27 protein-coding genes are annotated in these 22257 nt (G+C 64.6%); 16 read left to right on the top strand and 11 right to left on the bottom strand.

Going from position 1 to position 22257, the window contains the following annotated elements; translation table 11 throughout:
• The first annotated feature begins 31 nt into the window (after positions 1–31).
• On the top strand, positions 32–730 hold the full coding sequence (locus tag GGD63_RS12555) for a GntR family transcriptional regulator (RefSeq protein WP_183242247.1): 699 nt from the start codon (positions 32–34) through the stop codon (positions 728–730).
• A gap of 29 nt (positions 731–759) precedes the next feature.
• On the opposite strand, the gene GGD63_RS12550 is transcribed toward GGD63_RS12555, so the two are convergent.
• The gene (locus GGD63_RS12550) at positions 760–1164 is read right to left on the bottom strand and encodes a hypothetical protein (protein WP_183242245.1); all 405 of its coding nucleotides are present in this window, start codon (positions 1162–1164) and stop codon (positions 760–762) included.
• A 40-nt stretch (positions 1165–1204) separates the two neighbouring features.
• Here GGD63_RS12550 and GGD63_RS12545 point away from each other — a divergent pair, with 40 nt between their 5' ends.
• Positions 1205–1417, top strand: coding sequence for a hypothetical protein (locus GGD63_RS12545; RefSeq protein WP_183242243.1), 213 nt, complete (start codon positions 1205–1207; stop codon positions 1415–1417).
• 142 nt (positions 1418–1559) lie between these two features.
• On the opposite strand, the gene GGD63_RS12540 is transcribed toward GGD63_RS12545, so the two are convergent.
• The 6 genes from GGD63_RS12540 to GGD63_RS12515 form a co-directional block, all read right to left on the bottom strand.
• Positions 1560–1829 (bottom strand): hypothetical protein, encoded by a 270-nt coding sequence (locus GGD63_RS12540; protein ID WP_183242241.1) that lies wholly within the window; start codon positions 1827–1829, stop codon positions 1560–1562.
• Between the two features lie 184 nt (positions 1830–2013).
• On the bottom strand, positions 2014–2247 hold the full coding sequence (locus tag GGD63_RS12535; protein ID WP_183242239.1) for a hypothetical protein: 234 nt from the start codon (positions 2245–2247) through the stop codon (positions 2014–2016).
• Positions 2244–2558 (bottom strand): hypothetical protein, encoded by a 315-nt coding sequence (locus GGD63_RS12530; RefSeq protein ID WP_183242237.1) that lies wholly within the window; start codon positions 2556–2558, stop codon positions 2244–2246. Before GGD63_RS12530 ends, GGD63_RS12535 begins: the two co-directional genes overlap by 4 nt.
• A 139-nt stretch (positions 2559–2697) precedes the next feature.
• Complete coding sequence (locus GGD63_RS12525; RefSeq protein WP_183242235.1) at positions 2698–3033, bottom strand: hypothetical protein; 336 nt, start codon at positions 3031–3033, stop codon at positions 2698–2700.
• Positions 3034–3169: 136 nt separating this feature from the next.
• On the bottom strand, positions 3170–5641 hold the full coding sequence (locus tag GGD63_RS12520; RefSeq protein ID WP_183242233.1) for a TonB-dependent receptor: 2472 nt from the start codon (positions 5639–5641) through the stop codon (positions 3170–3172).
• A gap of 217 nt (positions 5642–5858) precedes the next feature.
• A complete protein-coding gene (locus tag GGD63_RS12515) occupies positions 5859–7217 on the bottom strand; it encodes a histidine kinase (RefSeq protein WP_183242231.1) in 1359 nt (452 codons plus the stop codon).
• A gap of 192 nt (positions 7218–7409) precedes the next feature.
• Here GGD63_RS12515 and GGD63_RS12510 point away from each other — a divergent pair, with 192 nt between their 5' ends.
• The gene (locus GGD63_RS12510; protein WP_008562541.1) at positions 7410–8030 is read left to right on the top strand and encodes a response regulator transcription factor; all 621 of its coding nucleotides are present in this window, start codon (positions 7410–7412) and stop codon (positions 8028–8030) included.
• 76 nt (positions 8031–8106) lie between these two features.
• Positions 8107–8952: an S-formylglutathione hydrolase gene (gene fghA, locus GGD63_RS12505; protein WP_183242229.1), complete on the top strand. Its 846-nt coding sequence runs from the start codon at positions 8107–8109 to the stop codon at positions 8950–8952.
• A gap of 165 nt (positions 8953–9117) precedes the next feature.
• Here the strand turns inward: fghA and GGD63_RS12500 are convergent, their stop codons facing one another.
• Positions 9118–9687, bottom strand: coding sequence for a DUF3280 domain-containing protein (locus GGD63_RS12500; RefSeq protein ID WP_183242227.1), 570 nt, complete (start codon positions 9685–9687; stop codon positions 9118–9120).
• Between the two features lie 60 nt (positions 9688–9747).
• Here GGD63_RS12500 and GGD63_RS12495 point away from each other — a divergent pair, with 60 nt between their 5' ends.
• The 6 genes from GGD63_RS12495 to GGD63_RS12470 all read left to right on the top strand — a co-directional run bounded on the left by GGD63_RS12495 (position 9748) and on the right by GGD63_RS12470 (position 14601).
• Positions 9748–10929 carry an ABC transporter substrate-binding protein gene (locus tag GGD63_RS12495; protein ID WP_183242225.1) on the top strand — a complete coding sequence of 394 codons (1182 nt, stop codon included), beginning with the start codon at positions 9748–9750 and terminating at the stop codon, positions 10927–10929.
• An 8-nt stretch (positions 10930–10937) separates the two neighbouring features.
• Positions 10938–11906 (top strand): YVTN family beta-propeller repeat protein, encoded by a 969-nt coding sequence (locus GGD63_RS12490; protein WP_183242362.1) that lies wholly within the window; start codon positions 10938–10940, stop codon positions 11904–11906.
• Positions 11903–12709: an ABC transporter ATP-binding protein gene (locus GGD63_RS12485; RefSeq protein ID WP_183242223.1), complete on the top strand. Its 807-nt coding sequence runs from the start codon at positions 11903–11905 to the stop codon at positions 12707–12709. The genes GGD63_RS12490 and GGD63_RS12485 overlap by 4 nt, the downstream gene beginning before the upstream one ends.
• A complete protein-coding gene (locus GGD63_RS12480; protein WP_183242221.1) occupies positions 12706–13554 on the top strand; it encodes an ABC transporter permease in 849 nt (282 codons plus the stop codon). Before GGD63_RS12485 ends, GGD63_RS12480 begins: the two co-directional genes overlap by 4 nt.
• Positions 13551–14165 (top strand): hypothetical protein, encoded by a 615-nt coding sequence (locus tag GGD63_RS12475; RefSeq protein ID WP_183242220.1) that lies wholly within the window; start codon positions 13551–13553, stop codon positions 14163–14165. Before GGD63_RS12480 ends, GGD63_RS12475 begins: the two co-directional genes overlap by 4 nt.
• Before the next feature lie 136 nt (positions 14166–14301).
• Positions 14302–14601, top strand: a complete 300-nt coding sequence (locus GGD63_RS12470) for a copper-binding protein (protein ID WP_183242218.1) — start codon at positions 14302–14304, stop codon at positions 14599–14601.
• Between the two features lie 330 nt (positions 14602–14931).
• Here GGD63_RS12470 and GGD63_RS12465 read toward each other — a convergent pair whose 3' ends face one another.
• Together GGD63_RS12465 and GGD63_RS12460 are read right to left on the bottom strand one after the other, a co-directional pair.
• Positions 14932–15489, bottom strand: coding sequence for a PQQ-dependent catabolism-associated CXXCW motif protein (locus GGD63_RS12465; RefSeq protein ID WP_183242216.1), 558 nt, complete (start codon positions 15487–15489; stop codon positions 14932–14934).
• Entirely contained in the window at positions 15486–16370 is an 885-nt protein-coding gene (locus tag GGD63_RS12460) for a substrate-binding domain-containing protein (RefSeq protein WP_183242214.1), read from the bottom strand. Before GGD63_RS12460 ends, GGD63_RS12465 begins: the two co-directional genes overlap by 4 nt.
• A gap of 128 nt (positions 16371–16498) precedes the next feature.
• Here GGD63_RS12460 and GGD63_RS12455 point away from each other — a divergent pair, with 128 nt between their 5' ends.
• On the top strand, positions 16499–17422 hold the full coding sequence (locus tag GGD63_RS12455) for a quinoprotein relay system zinc metallohydrolase 2 (protein ID WP_183242211.1): 924 nt from the start codon (positions 16499–16501) through the stop codon (positions 17420–17422).
• A 55-nt stretch (positions 17423–17477) separates the two neighbouring features.
• The gene (locus GGD63_RS12450; RefSeq protein WP_183242210.1) at positions 17478–18296 is read left to right on the top strand and encodes a quinoprotein dehydrogenase-associated SoxYZ-like carrier; all 819 of its coding nucleotides are present in this window, start codon (positions 17478–17480) and stop codon (positions 18294–18296) included.
• 99 nt (positions 18297–18395) lie between these two features.
• Here GGD63_RS12450 and GGD63_RS12445 read toward each other — a convergent pair whose 3' ends face one another.
• Positions 18396–18755 (bottom strand): hypothetical protein, encoded by a 360-nt coding sequence (locus tag GGD63_RS12445; RefSeq protein ID WP_183242208.1) that lies wholly within the window; start codon positions 18753–18755, stop codon positions 18396–18398.
• Between the two features lie 87 nt (positions 18756–18842).
• Between GGD63_RS12445 and GGD63_RS12440 the strand changes: the two genes are divergently transcribed.
• The 4 genes from GGD63_RS12440 to GGD63_RS12425 all read left to right on the top strand — a co-directional run bounded on the left by GGD63_RS12440 (position 18843) and on the right by GGD63_RS12425 (position 22254).
• A complete protein-coding gene (locus tag GGD63_RS12440; RefSeq protein ID WP_183242360.1) occupies positions 18843–19823 on the top strand; it encodes an ABC transporter substrate-binding protein in 981 nt (326 codons plus the stop codon).
• 1 nt (position 19824) lies between these two features.
• A complete protein-coding gene (locus GGD63_RS12435) occupies positions 19825–20562 on the top strand; it encodes an ABC transporter permease subunit (protein ID WP_183242206.1) in 738 nt (245 codons plus the stop codon).
• On the top strand, positions 20552–21280 hold the full coding sequence (locus GGD63_RS12430) for an ATP-binding cassette domain-containing protein (protein ID WP_183242204.1): 729 nt from the start codon (positions 20552–20554) through the stop codon (positions 21278–21280). Before GGD63_RS12435 ends, GGD63_RS12430 begins: the two co-directional genes overlap by 11 nt.
• Before the next feature lie 149 nt (positions 21281–21429).
• Positions 21430–22254, top strand: coding sequence for a pentapeptide repeat-containing protein (locus GGD63_RS12425; RefSeq protein WP_183242358.1), 825 nt, complete (start codon positions 21430–21432; stop codon positions 22252–22254).
• The last annotated feature ends 3 nt before the right edge of the window (positions 22255–22257 follow it).

Genomic DNA, 22257 nt, shown 5'->3' with positions numbered 1-22257 from the left:
GAGATTCTGATGGATGCCCATGAGCACTGACATGAGCACTGACCTGCCAAGCCCGAGGATCGACCAACCGGCAACGCTGGCGACCACGATCTACGCGCGCCTCAAGGCCGACATCCTGACGACGCGGCTCGAGCCCGGTCGCAAGCTCCAGTCGCGCTTCCTGATGGAGCAGTACAATGTCGGACAGACCCCGTTGCGCGAGGCGCTCAATCGCCTGACCACCGAAGGGTTCGTCGTCGGCATGGAGCAGCGCGGCTTCTATGTGAAGGAGGTCAGCAAGGAGGAGCTCCAGGAGCTGACCAAGACGCGGTGCTGGGTCGAGGGTCTGGCGCTTCGCGAGTCCATGCAGAAAGCGACCCAGACCTGGGAAGAGGCGCTGCTGGTTGCGCATCACCGGCTCGATCGTACGCCGCGCTCGCTCAAGCCCGACACATTCGTGGACAATCCGGATTGGGAGAAGGTGCACCGCGCCTTCCACGCGACGCTGATCGGTCTTTGCGGCTCACGGCCGCTGCTCGGCTTCTGCGAGCAGCTCGCCGACCGGCTCTATCGGTATCGCATGATGTCGATTGCGAAGGCCTATCCGGCGCGCAAGGTCGGTGCGGAGCACAGCGACATCCTTCAGGCGGTTCTCGCCAGGGACAGCGAGCAGGCCGTGCGTCTGCTTCAGCAGCACTATCAGCGCACGGCCGACGTCATCTATTCCGATCTCGACGGATTGCTGGCGTAGCTTCGCCTCGGAGACATGGAGCACTGCGGTCAGCGCGGGCGCTTCGGCAGCTTTGGAAGCTTGCCGGGATTGAACGCCGGTAGCCCGGTTTGTTCAGGTGCCGGCGGTGGCTGTTCCGTCAAGATAAGCGTCCCCTGGAGGACGATTCCCGGCGCCTGTCCCGCCGTCGCCGTGTAAGTCGCGATCTTGCCGGGGCACGTCCCCTCGATCTCCAGCGTGAGCTCATCCTCCACGCCGAACACCGTCGCGCGTCCATCGGTATGGCGCCTGGTCAACACGGTTGCGGTGAAGCGATCTCCGTCCACCTTGCAGGAGCCGTGATAGGTCATCAGGCTGTCGCGGCCCCAGATCCGGCCGTCTGCAACATGGACGATCCCGGTGCCCTGATCGATTGGCGTCTTGTACCACGCCGCGTAGGTACCGTCCTTCAGCATGGGAGCAGTCTCCCCTGGTAGTTCCCCGCGGATAATCCGCATGATCGGCGCTAAGAAAGCGTTAATCACGCGGCCCGTGACAATCCGGGGCGTCCCTGCGCAGCTCCGCTTCAAGCTCCTCGATGATGCTGTGAAGCAGACCCGCCGCAAGCGGATCGGTGACTTCCCGCTCCAGGCGCCGGTAACGCGCGATCTGGAATTGCCGCTCTCTCAACTGGTGCTCTGTCATCGGACGACCCCTCCGCCGAACTGACGCAGAGACCGCCGAGTAGTTTCGTTAAAGTTTTCGGATCATTTGACATGGTTTCCGATCGGTAAAGACCGATGGCACGCCAAATGATACGGGCCCGCGCGTCGCATTCCGCGACGCCGGTTCGCCACCTCAGGAGCGGTTCTTACCGCCGCACGCCGACGCGATTGACGCCGCCGTTCCAATTGGTTGAGCTCGCCGTGCCGGCGCGGACTGCAGCGCGAGCGACGGGACGCGGCCGGAGCACGACGCCGGCCCTGGCGACGCAGCTCGGCGGATAATCGATGTACTGACAATAGACCACCGCCCCAGCCGGGGTCGGACTAAGCGTGAGGCTTGCCAATCCCAACAAAGCGCTGGCGGCGAAGCCTGCAACTGCCGGGGACTTGATCGAACGGTTCTTGCTGCGATGCATGATGGTCCTCCCCATGGCACGTGCGAACCGATGAGTGACGGGAGCCACCTCGAGCACGCCCAAGCATGGGGCCGGCATCAATGAACTGATGGCCTTGACATAGATCAACGGTGACACGGCGTCGGGCCAATGCACCGACAGCAATTCGCCGAACGGGGGAGTTAGGTGCCGCCCCCACTCGACTTCACGGCACCTCGCCGCTCCTGCGACTCTCGCCGATGCTGTGCGGCTTGTTGAGGAAGAACTCCCGATTGCCGAGAGCTGCTTCCGCATATTGATCGATCGCGACCTGGATGGCCTCGACATGCATGCGGCACCAGCCTTCGAGGCAGGACAGGCGCCGCGCGTGCTCGAGAGCCTTCAAGAACTCAGGTGGCTCCCGCATGTCGGAGAAGTAGGTCGGCCTCTCTCCCTTCATGCCCGCGCCACCTCTCCTGGCGGTACAAGGCTTGGCGGAACGAGGCGGCGCTTCTCGACGCCGATGCGCGGTGCCGTCGGCCGTCGGCGGGGAACGAAGAGGCTGGCGACGACGATCGGGTCGGTGTCCCCGAGAGCAGCCCGCTCCTGGACGAGCCCGCTCATCACGGTGCGCATCTTCATGACCTCCTCGGCCACGAAGGTGCAGTCTTCGTCCCGGTTGATTTGCTCATGCATGATGGCCTCGGCCTCACGCATGCTGATACGTAACGCCCTGATGATCTTACGGATTTCATTGATGCGGTTGTCCATGGCTCGCTCCTTGGCTGGACTTGCAGCATAAGAACAAATCATGAACATTGAGTCAATCGGCCTGAAGTAGAACGTGGCTGGGCTCACATCCCATCGCGGGAGGCGCCGCCGCAGCGAAGAGTGAGTGGTCGCCGCCTCTCTAAGACGACAGGCGAAGCCAGACGTCCTTGCTCACCAGCGTACCGCTCGGCGTGGCGATCTCCATGTCCACGACATGCAAAGAGCCGGGCTCATCGGCATAGATGTACCTGAGGTGCCACATGCGGCCGAGGTCCGGCGAAATGACGAAGTCGTCCAATCCGTCGGTGATGGCCCTGATCGCTTCGCGGTGCGTCAAGGGTGAGGAAAACATCGCATCGATCAGGTTGGCGAGGCTCATGCCCTCGACGAGCATGAGGCGCGCAACCTCGTCACCGTAAACGTGTCGGAGCGCCGCAACGATAGCGGCGACGGCGTCCGGGTTTTTCAATGACACGACAAAAGCAAGCCTCCGGGCCCATGATGCCGGAGGCAGGATATTTTACGCAAGCTGTCTGCGCATGACGGTGCGGAGCAATGTCTGCTCTACCCCCCTCTCCGCCCATGACGCAGACAGCCGGACCTCGACGTACCTAGAACGTCACCCGCATTCCCGCATAGAACGCGCGCGGCCGTGCCGGGCTGAGCGAGCGCGGGTCGGTGAATTCGGCGCCGCCATTGGTGAAATTCGGCACGGCTTCGCGGTCGAAGAACTGTCCGTAGGTGGCGTAGCGCCTGTCGAAGATGTTGTCGACGCGGCCGTAGAGCTGGACGTTCTTCGTCACCTGATAGGAGGTGTGGAGATTGAACACGGTGTAGGACGGCAACTTCGAATACTGGTTGGACTCGTCGCCGACGAAATACTGGCTCGAGACGAACAGTGCATTGCCGCCGACTTTCCAGACGTCGGTGACGTTGTAGTCGATACCGACCTTGACCCGGTGGCGGGGAATCGCGGGAATCTGGTCGCCGGGCAGGACCTGGATCGTCTCGGTCACGGGATCCCTGAACGGGCTTTCGGAGCCGAGCTCGAAAGCATCGAGATAGCGTGCGTCGACGAACGCATAGCTCGCCTGGAACTGAAGCGTTGATGATTTGATGTTGACTTCGGCCTCGAGCCCCTGACGCCGCGTTCTGCCGACATTGGTGAAATAGCCGAAACCGGTGCGCCCCACTGCGGGAACGGCGACGATGTCGTCATAGTTGGTGGCGCGGAACGCACCGACCTTCCATCCAAGGGAGCCGATGTTCAGCTCCCTGGTGCCGCGGAAGCCGGCCTCCACGGTCTTGGACACCACCTGCTTCAGCGGCGGGTCCGAAACCAGAAACGCCGCGAGCAGGCAGGGCCTGGTCGGGTCAGCGCAGCCGAGCTCGAGCGGCGTCGGCACGCGGTTGGCCTCGGAATAACCGGCATAGGCCGTCAGCTCCGGCGTGATCTTGTAGGTGCCGCCGATCACCGGATTGAAGCGCGTGAAGGTGTGATCGCCGTTGAGACTGGTGCCGAGCTGATCCTCCAGCGTGATGCGCGCCACGTTGAAGCGGCCACCACCGGTGATGGCGAAGGCATCCGTGACGTTGAACGTGTCCATCGCGTAGAGGCCGTTATATTGATTGACGGTCCGCAGCGAGACGGGACCTGCGACGGGGGCGGGTACGCCGGTCGGCCCAAGGAAGATGCCGCTGCCGGTGACGACGTAATTTTCTCCGATCGTGCCGATCTCAGCGGTCGCGGTGTAGCGCGTGACACTGGCGTCGTAGCTGGTGCCCATGACGAAGCGGTTGTCGTGCCCGAACAGCTGATCGGTGTTGGTGGCCTGCCCTGACACGCCGAAGCTGGTCGAGCCTATCGAGCTGCGATCGATCTCGCCGAGAATGGTCCCCGTTGGAAAAGGATTGGCAAGCTGGACGCCGTTGATGCCGTTCGCCGGCGTCGTATCGTTGCCGAAGCACAACAGCCCGGCAACGGCGCATTCCTGCACGTCGGTCGGATTGCCGTCGACCAGCTTCTGCTCGTATCTGCGCAGATGCGCGGTACCCTCCAGCGTCCACGTCGGCGTCGCATCGACCTTTCCGGTGAAATTGAGATAGCCGACGCGGTTGCTCGTGGTCTGCGGCGTCGTGTAGGTCGCGCCCCAATATTTGTCGAGCAGCTCGGCCGGAACGGTGGCGCTGGCGCCGAAATCGTTCTTGGCGAGGCCCATGTTGACGTGGAATTCGCTGTCGCCTTCCTTGTAGCCGACATCGCCGTAGAAGCGCCGCACGGTCGATTGGGAGAAATTGCGGAAACCATCGTCACGCAGGCCTTCGAGCGCGGCATAGACGCCGTAGTTCTTGTCGACGGTCTTGCCCCATTGCGCCGAGCCCTGGACGCGGCCGAACGAGCCGCCCATCAGATCGAGCTCGGCGCCCTGATAGGTGAAGCCGTCCTTCATCTGCAGATTGATCGCGCCGCCGAGCGCATTGAGGCCGAAGGCGGGGTTGTTGGTGACGAGTGTCACCGACCTGATCGCGGCGGTCGGGATCAGGTCCCAGTTGACGGCGTCCGAGAAGGCTTCGTTGATGCGGACGCCGTTCTGGTACACGGCAAGACTCTGCGGCGTGCCCGTGACGGGCGAGGCGACGAAGCCGCGGAATTCGACATTCGGCTGAAACGGATTGCCGGTGACTTCAGCGATGTTGACGCCGGCGATGTTGTCGCGCAGCGCGTCGGTGACGTTGAGCGAGCCGGTCCGCCTGATCTGATTGGCATCGACCGCGTTGATGGCCGAGGCGACCTTGTCGACGTCGAGACCCCGGCCGGTGCCAGGCGAGGTCGGGTAGACGTAGATGCGCGGCTTGGGGCGGTTCGACGACGAGGCCCCCGCGCGCGCGACCGGCCGCGTTGGCGTCGTGCGCCTCGCAGTCGATTGCGACGGTGCCGTCACCTCGACCGGCGGCAGGTTCTGGACGTTGGTTTCCTCGTTCTGCGCGGCCCGGGCAGGGCTCGCAAAGACCAGCCCTGACAGCAGCCCCGTCGAGACCGAAGCCATCAACACACGACGCTTGCTCCAAAGACGCTTGCCCATCCCAGCCTTCCCACCCGTAACCCCCGGCTGTTCCGATCTTCGCCGTTTGGTGCAGACGAGTGTAATCAGCAGCAGCTCACGCGCCAGCCACAAAAGGTCGGGCAATATCCGCACCCGTCTTCCCGACCAAATCGGGAATTTTTCCCGATCGTCCTGTTTGAGCATGATCTTTTCGGAAAACCGCTTCACACTTTTCGGGATCATGCTCCAGACGCCATCAGGCCGCCGCCGTCGGCACCAGCGCCTCGACGGTCAGGCCGCCGTCGCCGGACACGACGTTGAGCGTGCCGCCCAGCGCCAGGATCCGCTCGCGCATGCCGACGAGGCCGAAGCCGAGCTTCTGGCCCGGCTCCATGCCGCGGCCATTGTCGCTGACGCGCACCCGGGCGCAGAGGCGGCCGTCGCGCGTCGGCTGGTCCGCGGGCTCGATGACGACATTGACTGCGGTCGCACCGGCGTGGCGAAACACGTTGGTCAGCGCCTCCTGCACCACGCGGTAGATGGTGAGGTCCGCGGTCTCGCCGGTCGCCCCCAGCCGGGGAGAGATCGTGGTTTCGATGGTGACGTCGGGATGCGACTCCCGCCACAGCCGCGACAGCGATTCCAGCGCCTGGCCGAGGCCGAACTCGGCGAGCCCCACGGGTCTTAAGCGCTCCAGCACGCGGCGCGTGAATTGCTGGAGTGCGTTGATCTGCTCCAGCAGGGCGCTGCCGTGCTTGCGCACCGCCTCTGCGCTCGGCGCCTTCCCGTCCGCGAGCTTTGCCAGCGCGCTGGCATGGGCGCGCAGCGAGAACAGATACGGCCCGAACTCGTCGTGCAATTCGCGCGCGATCTCCTTGCGCTCCACGTCCTGCAGCGACACCGCGCGCTCGGCGAGGCGCCGCTTGTCCTCGACCGCCTCGCTGAGCGTCGCCGCAAGATGATTGAGCCTGGTGCAGATGGCGGCAAGCTCGGGCGCGCCGCCCGGCGCGACGCGCGCCTCATAATGTCCGCCCTCGAGCTTCCCCATCACCTCCGCCAGCGACTGCAACGGCGTCAGCGCCCGGCCGACCACATTCATCATCAAGAAAAACAGCGCGAGCGCGATCACCGAGCCGACCTCGAGCTGGGTCACGATGCCGTCCCAGATCTCGGCGATCTCGTCATCGGGATGCGAGGTGATTCGGAGCGAGCCCGGCCTGCCATGGATCGACACCGGCACGCTCACCGCGGTCTGCTCGGGATGCACCAGGCTGACGAACCAGGCCGGCGGGGCGCGCGTGTCGTCGTCGGCATCGGGCCGCGGCGGCGTCAGCGGGTTCCCGCCGGAACCGTGAAGCGCGATGCTGACATGGCGCAGCCGGCTGAGATCGCGGGCGATCTGGTTCAGCCGCGCATCCGGATCGGGCGCCTCGTTGAGATCGGCAACGATCATCTCGATGAATTCGCGCGCAAGGCGGATCACGCTCTGGTCCTCGGCCTGCACGCGCGGGCCGGCCTCGGCGACCTGGCGGCCGATATTGACCGCGAGCCCCAGCGCCAGCAGCAGCGCCAGCAACAGGTTGATGCGCGCGCGCAAGGATAGATTCTGCCACATTGGTTGTGTCCGTACCCCGCGAAGGACGCCCGCACCTGCCGATGACGTTGACAGGGGCGAAGCGCCCGATATCTAATCGAAAGCGTACAGCAATCCCGACCGGGTTGCATGAGGCGACATGAGACGCAGCGGCGCTCCTGTTCGGTATCATGCGGCGCGATAACAGGCCGGCGCTGTTACGGGGAAACGCCTATGCGCATTCTGATCGTCGACGATCATCCCATTGTCGCCTCCGGCTGCCGTGCCGTGCTGGCCGACGAGGGCGAGATCGAGATTCTGGAGGCCGCCGACGCCGAGGACGGCGAATGCGTCTTCATCGTCGAGCGCCCCGACCTCTGCATCATCGACATCAACCTGCCGACCGTCTCCGGCTTCGAGCTCGCCCGCCGCATCCTCGAGCGCGCGCCCGAGGCCCGCATCATCATGTTCAGCATGAACGACGACCCGGCCTTCGCCGCGCGCGCGATCGAATGCGGCGCCAAGGGCTACGTCTCCAAGACCGGCGACCCCGACGACCTCGTCGAGGCGATCCGCGCCGTCGGCGGCGGAGGCACTTACCTTCCGACCGCGATTGCGCGCAGCATCGCCTTCGCGGGGCCGGCGCTGGCGCAAAGCCCGCTGTCGAAGCTGAACGCGCGCGAGATGGAAATCTTGCGGCTGCTGAGCGCCGGCAAGAGCCTGTCGGAGATCGCCTGGCTGGTGCAGTCGTCGTACAAGACGGTGGCTAACACCTCCTCGATCATGCGACAGAAGCTCGGCGTGAAGACCTCGGTCGAGCTGGTCCGGCTGGCGATCGACAGCGGCGTCGCCTGACGACACGCGCCGCCGCAAATTCGGTCACACAAGCGTTGCAATCTTGATGTGGTGAGATGCCACGGAGTTTTCAGGCATGACGATCCAGACTGTCTCGACCAATAAATCCTATGGCGGCGTGCAGGGCGTGTATCGCCATGCCAGCCAGGCGACCGGAACCGACATGGTGTTCTCGGTCTATGTTCCGCCGCATGCCGACGGCGCCAGGCTGCCCGTGGTCTGGTACCTCTCTGGCCTCACCTGCACGCATGCCAACGTCACCGAGAAGGGCGAATTCCGCAAGGCCTGCGCCGAGCTCGGCCTGATCTTCGTCGCGCCCGACACTTCACCACGCGGGCCCGACGTGCCCGGCGATGCCAACAACGCCTATGATTTCGGTCTCGGCGCCGGCTTCTATGTCGACGCAACGCAGGAGCCGTTCGCGCGCAACTACCGCATGTGGAGCTACGTCACCGACGAGCTGCCCAAGCTGGTGGCGGAGAATTTTCCGGTCGATGCCAAGCGGCAATCGGTGATGGGGCACTCGATGGGCGGCCACGGCGCGCTGACGGTGGCGCTGCGCAACCCGCACCGCTATCGCGCGGCCAGCGCCTTCTCGCCGATCGTCGCGCCCTCGCAGGTGCCCTGGGGCATCAAGGCCCTGACCGGCTATCTCGGACCGAACAAGGATGCCTGGCGCAACCACGACACCGTGGCGTTGATCGAGGACGGCGCGAAATTTTCCGGTTTCCTGGTCGACTATGGCGATGCCGACAATTTCCTGAAGGAGCAGCTCAAGCCGGAGCTGCTGGACGCAGCCTGCAGCCAGGCCAACATCCCGCTGACGCTGCGGCGCCAGGCGGGATATGACCACAGCTATTATTTCATCTCGACGTTCATGAGCGATCATCTGCACTGGCATGCGGCGAGATTGACGGCGTGATCGCACTCTCTCTTCCCCCTCTCCCCGTTCTTACGGGGAGAGGGTTGGGGTGAGGGGCTGCTTCCGCAAAGGCGCTGAGAGTTGAACTCGCGGAGACTCCCCCTCACCCGGAATTTGCTCTCGCAAATTCCGGCCTCTCCCCGCAGGCGGGGAGAGGCGAAGAACTCACGGCTTGCCGTAATTCGGCGCCAGCAGGCGGTTGCGAATGAGGTAGCTCATCGTGCGCGTCCAGGATTCATCCGTGTTGCCGCGCATGTCGGCGCTGGCGGCGGTGATCATGTTGCCGGTCTTCACGTCGCGCAGATAGATGTTGAGATTGATGATCAGGTTCGAGACCTTCTGCACCATGCCGGTAATCTCGAGCTCGGCGCCAAGCTGGCTGGCGAGCTTGAGATCGCAGCCGCCGCAGGCCTGCAAATTGGCGTGACGGGCGGCGTCCCTGACCGGCGCGATGTCGAGCACCTGGAACCGGCCCGACTCTGCCAATTCCTTGCGCAACTGTTCGCTGATGCGCTCCAGCCGCGCCAGCTCGGGCCTGGAGCCGTAGAACTCGCCGGGAAGGCTGGTGTCGATCAGCTCGAAATCGAACACGGCGAGCTTCGGCGGGTCGGCGAACGCGGCCGAGCCCGTCACCAGCAAAGCTGCGATCGCCAACAATGCTCGCATGATCGTGATTCCTGCCCTCGCGTGCGCAAGGACGAAATGCGGGGTTGCATGCCCTGACAAATCGGTCATGCTTGAAGCAGAAACAATTCTCCACCGGTGGTCAAGCCGGGGAGAACGCCTGGAGGAAATATGATCCGATGGTTGGTCGGCCTGATCGCTTGGAGTCTTGCCGCGACGAGCGCGCTCGCGGCCGACCCCGTCACGATCGGCGTCGGCTATCTCGGAATCGCCGGCACCAGATCGACGCTGTCGCTGGTCGAGCAGCCCACCGAGAATGACGGTGTTGCCGGTGCCCGCCTCGCCATCGAGGACAACAACACCACCGGAAAATTCACGGGCCAGCGGTTTACGCTGGAGGAGCGCCGCATCAGGGAAGGCGAGGACGCGGCGCAGGCCGCAACCGCGCTCGCCGAGAAAAACGGCTTCATCATCGCCGACCTGCCGGCTGATGCGCTCTTGAAGGTCGCCGACGCCCTGCGCGACCGCGGCACGCTGCTGTTCAACGCCGGCGCAATCGACGAGCGGCTGCGCGAGGCCGATTGTCGCGCCAATGTCATCCACACCGCCCCGACGCGCGCGATGCTGGCGGATGCGCTCGGCCAATATCTGGTGTGGAAGAAGTGGTCGCGCTGGCTGCTGGTGGTCGGCTCGCATGACGAGGACAAGCTGTTCGCCGATGCGCTCCGGCGCACCGCGGCGCGGTTCGGTGCCAAGATCGTGCAGGAGCGCACATTTGAAGACAAGGGCGGCGCGCGGCGCACCGACTCGGGCGTCACGCAGATCCAGCGGCAGATGCCGGTGTTCACGCAGCAGGCGCCCGCCTACGACGTGCTGGTCGCCGCCGACGAGAGCGAGGTGTTCGGCGCGTACCTGCCCTATCGCACCTGGGATCCGCGGCCGGTCGCGGGCTCAGCCGGCCTCGTGCCGCGCAGCTGGGACGCATCGCAGGACCAGTGGGGCGCGATCCAGATGCAGAACCGCTTCATCAAGCTGAATTCGCGGCGCATGACCGCGCTCGACATGCAGGCCTGGACCGCGGTGCGCATGATCGGGGAAGCCACCTCGCGCACCAATTCCGGCGACGTCAGGAAGGTCACCGACTTCATCGAGGGCCCGGACTTCTCGGTCGCCGCCTTCAAGGGCACGCGGCTGACCTTGCGCGACTGGAATCTGCAGCTGCGCCAGCCGATCCTGCTGGTCGACGGCCGCATGGTGGTGTCGGTGTCGCCGCAGGAAGGATTCCTGCACCAGGTCTCCGAGCTCGACACGCTCGGCTACGATCGCCCGGAGAGCAAATGCAAGCTGAAATGAGGACGCAGATGTTGCGCATGTGGCGTGTGGGGCTTCTCTCCGGACTGGCGCTCGTCGCGGTGCCTGCGCATGCGTTCATCGCCTATGTCTCGAACGAGAAAGGCAACACGGTCTCGGTGATCGATACCGACAGCTGGACCGTGACCAAGACCATCAAGGTCGGTCAGCGCCCGCGCGGCATCGACTTCACACGCGACGGCAAGTTCGTCATGGTCGCGGTCGGCGACGACGACACCATCCAGGTGATCGACGCCAAGACCCAAAGCGTGGTCGACAGCCTGCCCTCCGGGCCAGATCCCGAGCTGTTCGCGCAGGATGCCGCCGGCAAGATTCTCTATGTCGCCAACGAGAACGACAACACGGTGACCGTGATCGACCTCGAGAAGCGTGCCCGGCTCGGCGACATCCAGGTCGGCGTCGAGCCCGAGGGCATGACCATCAGCCCCGACGGCAAGATGCTGATCAACACGTCTGAAACCACCAACATGGCGCATTTCATCGACACCACCTCGCGCCAGATCGTCGCCAATGTGCTGGTCGACGCACGGCCGCGCTTTGCCGAATTCAAGCATGACAGTTCGGAGCTCTGGGTGTCCTCGGAGATCGGCGGCACGGTGTCGGTGATCGATCCCAGGAAACACGAGGTGATCGGCAAGGTCACGTTCGAGATTCCGGGGTTGCGGAAGGAGGCGATCCAGCCGGTCGGCATCGGCATGACCAAGGACGACAAGACCGCCTTCGTCGCGCTCGGGCCCGCCAATCGCGTCGCCGTGGTCGATGTCGCCTCGCGCAAGGTGACGAAATATTTGCTGGTCGGGCAGCGCGTCTGGCACATGGCATTCACGCCTGACGAAAAATACCTGCTCACCACCAACGGCGTGTCGAATGACGTGTCCGTCATCGACGTTGCCGCGCAAAAGGTGATCAAGACCATTCAGGTGGGTGAACTGCCCTGGGGTATCACGATCGCGCCATGACCAGCCCTGCCCCCATCACCGAACCACGCGAGACGCCGAGGCCTGATCCGGTCGCGGCGCCGGCGCTGTCGATCGAGGGCGTCAGCCATTCTTACGGCCCGCGGCGCGCGTTGATGGACGTCTCCTTCAATGTGCAGCCCGCGAGCTTCACTGCGCTGCTCGGGCTGAACGGCGCCGGCAAGAGCACGCTGTTCTCGCTGATCACGCGGCTGTTCGGCATCCAGTCCGGCCGCGTCGGCATTTTCGGGCATGACGTCAGCAAGAGTCCCGGCGAGGCGCTGCGGCTGCTCGGCGTCGTATTCCAGCCGCGCACGCTCGATCTCGATCTGTCGCTGACGCAGAACCTGCTCTATCACGCCGCGCTGCACGGCATCGGCCGCCGTGATGCTGCCGCGCGCAGCGCCGAGCTGCTCGGCCGCATCGGGCTCGCCGATCGTGCCGGCAGCAAGGTGCGCGATCTCTCCGGCGGACAGATGCGGCGGCTGGAGATCGCCCGCGCCCTGCTGCACCGGCCGCGGCTGCTGTTGCTGGACGAGCCGACCGTCGGCCTCGACGTCAAGGCACGCGCCGACATCATCAGCCATGTCCGCCAGCTCGTGACGGAGCAAGGCATCGGTGTGCTCTGGGCCACGCATCTGTTCGACGAGATCATGGCGGGTGACGATCTCGTGGTGCTGCACCAGGGCAAGGTGCTGGCACAGGGGCCGATGAGCCAGGTCATCTCTGAAGCCGGCGCGCAGGACGTCAACACCGCCTTCATGCGCCTCACCGGCGCGCAAACCATGCCGGGAGGCGGCGCATGAGCAGCATCACCACGCGCGATGCCCCGCGCGGCTTCTCGGCCGCGGAGTACATGACCTGCCTCACCGGCATCGTCTGGCGCGAGGGCCTGCGTTTCCTGCATCAGCGCGAACGTTTCGTCTCGGCGCTGGTCCGCCCCCTGGTGTGGCTCTTCATCTTCGCCGCCGGCTTCCGCCAGGTGCTCGGCATCTCCATCATCCCGCCTTACGAGACCTACATCCTCTACGAGGTCTATATCGCGCCCGGGCTGATGGCGATGATCCAGCTCTTCAACGGCATGCAGTCCTCGCTCTCGATGGTCTACGACCGCGAGATGGGCAACATGCGCACGCTCTTGGTGAGCCCGCTGCCGCGCGGCTTCCTGCTGTTCTGCAAGCTGCTCGCGGGCACCGCGGTGTCGCTGCTCCAGGTCTATGCGTTCCTGCTGATCGCCTGGCTCTGGGACATCACGCCGCCGCCGTCAGGCTATCTCACCGTGCTGCCGGCGCTGATCCTGTCCGGGCTGATGCTGGGTTCGCTCGGCATGCTGATCTCCTCCGGCATCAAGCAGCTGGAGAATTTTGCCGGCGTCATGAACTTCGTGATCTTCCCGATGTTCTTTGCCTCATCGGCGCTCTACCCGCTCTGGCGGGTGCAGGAGGGCAGCCCCTATCTCTATTATCTCTGCGAGGCCAATCCGTTCACCCATGCGGTGGAGCTGATACGTTTTGCACTCTACGGGCAAATCAACTGGATCTCGCTGGCGGTGGTCGCAGCCTGCACAATCGTCTTCATGATCGGCGCGATTTGGGCCTATGATCCCTCGCGCGGGCTGGCGCGACGGGGGCCCGCGGGAGGCGAAGGATGAAGGTTCGGGTTCTGGCGACGGCTGCTCTGGTGCTTGCTGTTGCGAGCACGGCCGCGCACGCGGCCGATCCGCGCTATCCGGACTGGCCCTGCACACAGGCAAAAGTGCCGGAGATCTCGCTTGCCGCCGTCTGGGCCGGTCCTGCGCTCGGTGACGCCGAGACAAGGTGGAAGGACGACGCCAGGGTCAGCGCACTGGTCTCAAAACTGGCGGCGCGCAAGACGCCGCTGGATGAGGCGGAAAAGTCGGTGAAGGAGTTTCTCGCAGGTTCCTCAGCCGACAAGACCGCGAACGCCAAGCTGCTGTTTGCCGGCCTGTTCGATACGCTCAACGCCCAGCGCTCACAAGTCATGCTCGGGCTCGAGCGCGTCAGCCGCAAGCAGCGCGACGCTGCCGACAAGATCCGCGAGGAGACGCTTCAGCTCCAGGCCCTGCAGAGCGCGACGCCGCGTGACGAAGCCAGGGTCGAGGCGCTCAGCAACGAGCTGATCTGGAAGACCCGCATTTTCGAGGATCGTCACAAGGTGGTGCGCTTCGTCTGCGAGGTTCCGACCTCGATCGACCAGCGCCTGTTCGCGCTCGGGCGCGTGATCCAGCAGGAAATGGAATAGCGTCAGCCTCGCTGACGGCTCACGAAAAGTTCCCGCGATCGCCTCAGGAGCGTTAACCTTTTGCCGCGCTATCTGCCGGAACCAAATCGATTTATGATGGCTTGTCGAAGTCAACTCCAGACGTCAGGAGACCTCGATGGGAACAACAAAATTCATCTTCGCGGGCGCTGCAGCCCTCAGCATGCTCGCATCCAGCGCTCTCGCTGACGACATGACCGGAATGATCACGCGGATCGACCGGCTCAACGGCACGATTTCGATCCAGCAGACCCAGAAAGGCACGGTCGGCGCCAGTGCCGGCAGCGCCGGCGCACTCCAGGAGTACAAGGCCAAGGACGCCGCGATGCTGGAGGCGGTTCATGCCGGCGACAGGGTGACATACTCCGCTACCGACACCAACGGTACGGGCACGCTGACGAAGTTGCAGAAGCAGTAGCGTAATTTCTTCGCCTCTTCCCGCGCGCGGGGGAGAGGCCGGATTGCATCGAAGATGGAATCCGGGTGAGGGGGAGTCTCCGCCGAGTTCGTCCTGTCGATATGCGGGACGCTCCGTCCACAACGTCATTGCGAGCGCAGCGAAGCAATCCAGAGTCCCTTTGCGGAAAGATTCTGGATTGCTTCGCTGCGCTCGCAATGACGAGGAGAAAGCTGCGAGTCTCTCTGACACCACCCCCGCGGAGACTCCCGCTCACCCCAACCCCATAGCGCGAGCGAAGCTCGTCGCGCCCCCGCAAGCGAGGCGAGGGAGCGCATCTGTGGGTGACCGCTACTGCTCCGGCCGCGGCTCCGGCTGCGCGTCTTCCATCGGAAGCTTCGCGCGCTCCCAGCCGTCGGTGCCCTCAGGATACCAGGCGATGTTGGAATAGCCGTACGCCAATGCGCGCTTGGCGGCGTTCCAGGACATCCAGCAATCGGCGAGACAATAGATCACCAGCGGCGCGGCCTTGTCGCCGCGCGAGGCATGCGCGAGGCCGCGCTGGAAATAATCGTCCATCGCCGGCGGCAAACTGCCGTAGCCGGTATCGGGCAGCCACAGGCTGCCCGGAATGTTCCTGCGCGGCGCATCGCGCCACACCGTGCCTTCGGGCAAATTCTTTGGCTTTGGCGGACGCGGCATCACGTCGATGAAAGCGCCGCTCTTCGCGCGCCACATCGCCTCGGCCTCGGCCGTGGTGAGCACGCGAGCGCCGGCAAGCGTCTCGGGCACCGGCGCGCGATAATTGTCGATGCGATAGCCCTCGGGCTCGAACGGCTCCTGCTGCTGCGCGAATGCCGGCGCCGCCAGAATGGCGGCAACCAGTGCAGCGGCAACAGGCCTTGTCATGGCGTCTTCTTGGCCGTCTCCGCGCCGAGCGGCCGGTCGCTCTCGTCCAGCAGCGGCACGCCGAAGTCGAGCAGGATCTTGTTGATCTCGCCCTGGTTCTCCTGGATCAGCCGGTTGAGCTGCCGTTTCCAGTTCTGATCGGCGGGCCGCACGCCCATGCCGATGCGATAGACCAGCTTCGGCCCGGTCGCTTCCTTCACCAGCGGCGTGACATGGAGCGAAGAGCCGGCCTTCTTCGCGTAGTAGCCGGCCATCGGCCCCCACAGCACGCCGGCATCGATCTTGCCGGCGGCGAGGTCATCGATCATCGCCTGTGCCGAGTTGTCGAAGCGTGTGTCGATCATCAGCGGATAGGGCTTGGCATCGCCCATCAGGCCTGCAAGCGCCATGTTGGTCGCCGGCGGCGTGCCGGCGACGATGCCAACGTGCTTGCCCTTCAGGCGCGCGTCCTCCAGCGTGTCGACGTCGTCGAGCCCGCTGCCAGCCTTCGCGACAAGTGCATAGGTCGTGCGGTAGTAGGGATTGGTGCCCTGCACGAGGTCGTCGCCCTGCGGGAAGCCCATGATGACGTCGCAGCGATGCGCGCCCAGCGTCATCCGCACGAAGCCGGTGGCCTGCGGGAAGAACACGTAGTCGAGCTTCTTCTGCAGCTTGTCCGCCAGGAACTCGGCGAGCTTGTTCTCGAAGCCCTCGCCCTTCTCGTTGGAGAACGGCAGATTGCGCGGGTCGGCGCAGACGCGCAGCACCTTTGGATCGACCAGTTCGAACGAGAGGTCTCCGGTCTCGCTCGTCTGCGCCATGGCGATGTCGCCCAGAGCGCAGGCCGCAGCCAGACCCCACAGCAGGACCAACCAGCGACGATGTCGTCCGGCCTCCGTCATCGCGCTTCCTCCTCGTTTTGTTTGAATGTTATCCATGCAACGCATGACGTGCCATGTTTGCCAAGCTTTGTGCCGGCTTTGCTATGCTGCAGTGCAATGCGCAAAACCCTTTGAACTGAGGCGAAAAAGTGTCTCGCATTGCTCTCGTGATTGCAGGCTTGTCCCTCGGACTCGCGACGCTAGCACGCGCCGGGGCGGCCGAATTGCCTGTGAGCGAAGTCGCGCCCGGAATCTTCGTACACTCCGGGACCATTGCCCTGATGAGCCGTGAGAACGAAGGCGACATCGCCAATGTCGGGTTCATCGTCGGCGATGATGCTGTGGCCGTGATCGACACCGGCGGCAGTTTTCGCGTGGGCGAGGCGCTGCTGGCGGCGGTGAAGGCGCGCACCGCCAAGCCGATCCGCTACGTCATCAACACCCACGGTCATCCCGATCATGTCTTCGGCAATGCCGCCTTCGCGGCGGACGGAACCAGCTTCGTCGGCCACAGCAAGCTGCCGCAGGCGCTGGCGAGCCGCGGGCCGTTTTATCTCGACAATTTCAGACGCATCATGGGCAGCGATCTGATCGATCCCGTGAAGATCGTACCACCCACCCTGCTCGTGGCGGACACACTAACGCTCGATCTCGGCTCGCGCCGCCTGACCTTGCGCGCCTGGCCGGCCGGGCACAGCGACAATGATCTGACTGTGTTCGATGAGACCACCAAGACCCTGTTCGCAGGGGATCTCGTCTTTCTCCGCCACATTCCGGTGATGGACGGCAGCATCCGCGGCTGGCTCGCCACGCTGAAAGATTTGGAGGCCATCCCGGCGCTGCGCGTCGTTCCCGGTCACGGCCCTGTGAGCGCGTGGCCTGCCGCGCTGAGCGATGAACGGCGTTACCTGTCAACGGTGCTGTCTGACGTTCGCACGCTGAACAAGAAAGGCGAGCCGATCCGCGCCGCCGCGGATAAGGCTGCCGCTGAAGAGCGGCCGCGCTGGCAGCTGTTCGAGGACTACAACGCCCGCAACGCAACTGCAGCATTTTCGGAAATTGAATGGGAGTAGCGCGCGCGCTACGCTAAGCAGGAGATCAGCTTCGCTGACTCCGGGGACCATGACCATGCCGGGATGCACACGCCGCCTGCCTCTGATCGCCCTGCTCCTCGGCATCGCCTTTGCCGCGCCGGTGCAGGCTGAAGAGGCCTATGATCCCTGGCCGGGCCTCGTGCAGGACATCTTCAGCAACCGTCCGATGCACGACGGTGCCGACATCATCGGCATCGAGATGCCGTATCGTGCCGAAGACGCGGCGATCGTGCCGGTGACCCTGCGCAGCAAGCTGTCGCCGGCCGATAGCCGCCGCATCCGCTCGATCACGCTGGTAATCGACCGCAATCCCGCGCCGATGGCGGCGAAGTTCGAGCTCGGGCCGGAGGCCAACGTCACCGAGATCTCCACGCGCGTGCGCGTCAACAATTACACCGACGTCCATGCCGTCGCCGAGCTCAGCGACGGCCAGCTCTACGTCTCGAAAGTCTATGTGAAGGCTTCCGGCGGTTGCTCCGCACCGGCGGGAAAGAACATCGAGGAAGCCAGGAACCGGCTCGGCCAGATGCGCTACCGGCAATTCGCCCGTGAGGACGGTCCCGCCAGCCGCGTCCGCGAGGCACAGATCATGATCGGCCATCCCAACAATTCCGGGCTGCAGATGGACCAGGTCACGCAGCTCTACATTCCCGCCTTCTTCATCAACCAGCTGAAGCTGACCCAGGACAACAGCCCCGTGCTGTCGATGGAAGGCGGCATCTCGATCTCGGAAGATCCCAACCTGCGCTTCACCTATGTCTCAAACGGCGCCAAGCGTTTTCGCGCGGAGGCGAAGGATACGGATGGACACGTGTTCCACAACGAGTGGGAGGTGGAGAAGCCGGGGACTTAACGGCGATGCCGTCCTTCCGGCGCGATGCGAAGCATCGAACCCGGAATCTCCAGATTCCGGGTCTGGTCCTTCGGACCATCCCGGAATGACAGCGCTAATTCAGAAACACCGCACCTCGGCTTCTGCCTGCGCTCGGCGCAAATCATTCACCGCAGAATTCGCCTGCTCCGAGGTGCGAAACTGCACGCCGAGATTGCCGCGGACCTGCGACATGCTGAGCGCGGTCTCTGCGGTCACATAGCGCTCAAAGGGCACGATCGAGGCGACCACGTCGATCGAGCAGGAACATTGCTCGATCGCGGCCCGCGTCTCGCCATTGGCCTTCATGCAGCCATAGACATATTCCGCGCGCGCTGAGGTCGGATAGTCATTGGCCTCCCCGGCCCGCACCACGCATGCGGTTGCCGCCAATACCGCCAATGCGGCGACAATCGGTCGTAGCTGCCCGGCCAGTTTCATGCGTGTCCTCCCGCTGGTTGCGACCAAAGCTATGCTATGCGTATTGTCCTGAAAAGCACTCCGTCAGAGGAAGCGGCTCACAAGGTGATGAGAGTTTTGGGACGAATAGCGGCGCTCGCGGTGATGCTGGCGCTGCCGCTGGCTGCACCGGCCCGTGCTGCGGATACCATTCGCCTTGCGGTGCAGAAGACCGGAACATTCTCCTGGGAGCTGGCCGCGATCCGCAGCGCCGGCCTCGACAAGGAGGCCGGCCTGTCGCTGGAGGTCACCGAGCTCGCGAGCACTGAAGCCGGCAAGATCGCAATGCGTGCAGGTAGCGCCGACATCATCCTGTCGGACTGGCTGTGGGTGTCACGCGAGCGCGCGCTGGGCGCCAAGCTCACCTTCTATCCCTATTCCAGCGCGCTCGGCGCGGTGATGGTGCCGGCCTCCTCGCCGCTTCAGACGCTCGCCGACCTCAAGGGCCGCAAGCTCGCGGTCGCCGGCGGGGCGATCGACAAGAGCTGGCTGTTGCTCCAGGCGCGGATGAAGCAGGACGGCATCGATCTGAAGTCGGAAGCGACCATCGTCTACGGCGCCCCGCCTCTGATCGCGGCCAAGGCCCTCGACGGCGAGATGGATGCGAGCCTCAACTTCTGGAATTTCTGTGCCCAGCTCGAGGCCAAGGGCTTTCGGCGCCTCGCCGGCATCGAGGAGATCTTGCCGAAGCTCGGCGCCAAAGGCGCGGTGTCCGCGGTCGGCTATGTCTTCGACGAGAGCTGGGCCGCGAGCCACAAGGATGCAGTCGCCCGCTTCATCGCGATGACCCGCAAGGCCAAGCAATTGCTGGTCACATCGGATACCGCTTGGGAGAAGATCGCGCCGCTCACCGGCACGACCGATCCCGCCATGCTCAAGACCTACCGCGACCGCTATCGCGACGGTATTCCGCGCCGGAGCATCGACGACGAGGAGAAGGACGCGCGCGTGCTCTACCGCGTGCTGGCCGAGACCGGCGGACGCGACCTCGTCGGGCCCGCAGCCGAGCTCGACCCCGGCACTTTCTATCACGCAGTCCCCGGAGACTGAGGTGCTGCGTCTGCTCTCGTTCGCCCTGTTCCTCGCGATCTGGTGGATTGCCGCACTCCTCGTCGGCGGCGCAAAGCTGCCTTCCCCGCCGGCCGTGCTTCAGGTGATGATCGCGGAAGGCTCAACCGGCGCGCTGTTCCTGCATCTCGGGGCGACGCTGGCCCGCGTCGCGCTCGCCTTCACCCTGGCGATGTCGCTCGGCAGCGCCATCGGCTATCTCATGGGACGGGTGAAGCTTGCCGATCGGCTCGGCGATCCCTGGCTGATCCTGCTGCTCAACCTGCCGGCGCTGGTCGTGATCGTGCTCGCCTATATCTGGGCCGGGCTCACTGAAGCCGCCGCAATCGCGGCGATCGCCATCAACAAGCTGCCGACCGCCATCGTCACCTTGCGCGAGGGCACGCGCGCGCTGGACCGTTCCCTCGACGAGATGGCAAGCGTGTTCGCGATGCCGCGCTGGCGCGCGTTCCGCCACGTCGTGCTGCCGCAGCTTGCGCCCTATATCGCGGCCTCGGCCCGCTCCGGATTGTCGCTGGTGTGGAAGATCGTGCTGGTCGCCGAGCTGCTCGGACGGCCGAATGGCGTCGGCTTCGAGATCGGCGTCGCCTTCCAGTTATTCGACACGCCGCGGCTGCTGGCCTATTCGCTGACATTCGCCGCCGTCGTGCTCGTCATCGAAACCTTGCTGGTGCAGCCGTTCGAAGCCCGCGCAAACAGGTGGCGGCCCCGTGCGGCTTGAGGTCGATATCACAGGCAAGACCTTCAGGAGCGCCGCGGGCGGAACGCACGAGGTGCTGGCGCCGGTCAAATTTGCGCTTCAATCCGGCGAGGTCGGCGTGCTGATCGGACCGTCCGGCTGCGGCAAGAGCACGATGCTGCGCATCATCCTGGGATTGGACCACGACTTTGCAGGCCACATCGCGCGGCCGCCTGAGGCCCGCATCGGCATGGTGTTTCAGGAGCCGCGACTGCTGCCGTGGCGCTCGGTCGAGCAGAATGTGCGGCTGGCTGCGCCCGACGTCGCTGATGCCAAGCTCGCCGAGCTGTTCAGGATTTTGGAGCTGGAAGCGCATCGCGACCACTATCCCGGTGAGCTCTCGCTGGGCTTGGCCCGGCGCGTGGCGCTCGCCCGCGCCTTTGCGGTCGAGCCGGATATTCTGGTGCTCGACGAACCGCTGGCCTCGCTCGATGACGCTCTCGCCGGACGCCTGCGCGATGAGATTGCAACACTCGTCGCGAGCCGACCAGTGATGACGCTTTTGGTGACACACAGCCTGGACGACGCTGTGCGCCTGGGCGACCGGCTGTTCTTCCTGTCGCCGCGGCCAGCGCGGATCGAGGCCGAGGTGCCTATCGGCATCCCGCGCGACGCACGCGGCGAAGCCGAGATTGCGGCGATCAAGGCCGGCCTCGCCCAGCGAACTCAAGGCGACCGCACTGAGCGAGATGTTTCATAGCCGGTCACCTGGCGGACGTGCTAGACTAAAGCGCGATGAGATTTGGATGAATCGTCATCGCGCTTTAGGTTGTTGTTTGCGCATGATCTTTCCGGAAAACCGCTTCGCACTTTTCCGGATCATGCTTTGGGCCGGCGGCGGAGCTGATGATGACGCGGACGGTCGCCTTCGCAACGCTTGGTCTTGCAGCGCGTGGTCTTGCAGCGCTTGGCCTTGCACTCGTTGCGATGACGGCGGGCGCGCAGGACATGATGCGTGACGTCGACCTCACCTCCCCCGCGATGGTCTCAGCCGAAATGACGAGGCCAGAGGTCGAGGCCGTGTTGGCCAAAGCGAGCCCAAAGCAGCCTGCCGATTTCACCGGCAAACGCCTGTCGGGCCTCGATCTTTCGGGGCTGGACCTGTCCAACGCGGTTCTCCGCGCCGCGCGGCTCAACAAGGCAATCCTCCGAGACGCCAGGCTTGACCGTGCGATCCTCGATCAGGCGTGGCTGCTGGATGCGGATCTTACCGGCGCAAGCCTGAAGGGCGCCAATCTGTTCGCCTCGCAAATGGCCCGCGCGCGTCTCGACGGCGCGAACCTGTCGGGAGCACGCATCGCGGCCGACCTCACCGGCGCAAGCCTGGTCGGCGCCTCGATCGCGGACGCGCATCTTGGCGCCGATATGCGCAACCAGTCGATGGGGCTGATGCGCGCGGTGCTGAGATCCGCCAATCTGGAACGGCTGAACGCGCGTAACGCCGATTTGTCGCGTGTCGATCTCGAATTCGCAGTCCTCAAGGGCGCCGATCTGAGCGGCGCATCACTGAAAAACGCTCAGCTCGGCGGAGCCGATCTGACCGGCGCCATCGTCATCGACGCCGATTTCGACGGCGCCGATCTCGTCTCGGCGAAGCTGATCGCATTGAACGGCCTTGACCGCGCCAAAAATTTCGACAAGGCAAAGAACCGCGAGCGCCTGATCAGGGAATGACGG

This window comes from Bradyrhizobium sp. cir1 (assembly GCF_014198245.1).
Classification (GTDB): Bacteria; Pseudomonadota; Alphaproteobacteria; order Rhizobiales; family Xanthobacteraceae; genus Bradyrhizobium.
The sequence above is the reverse complement of the archived record's forward strand: the minus strand, read 5'-3'. Positions and strand labels throughout refer to the sequence as shown.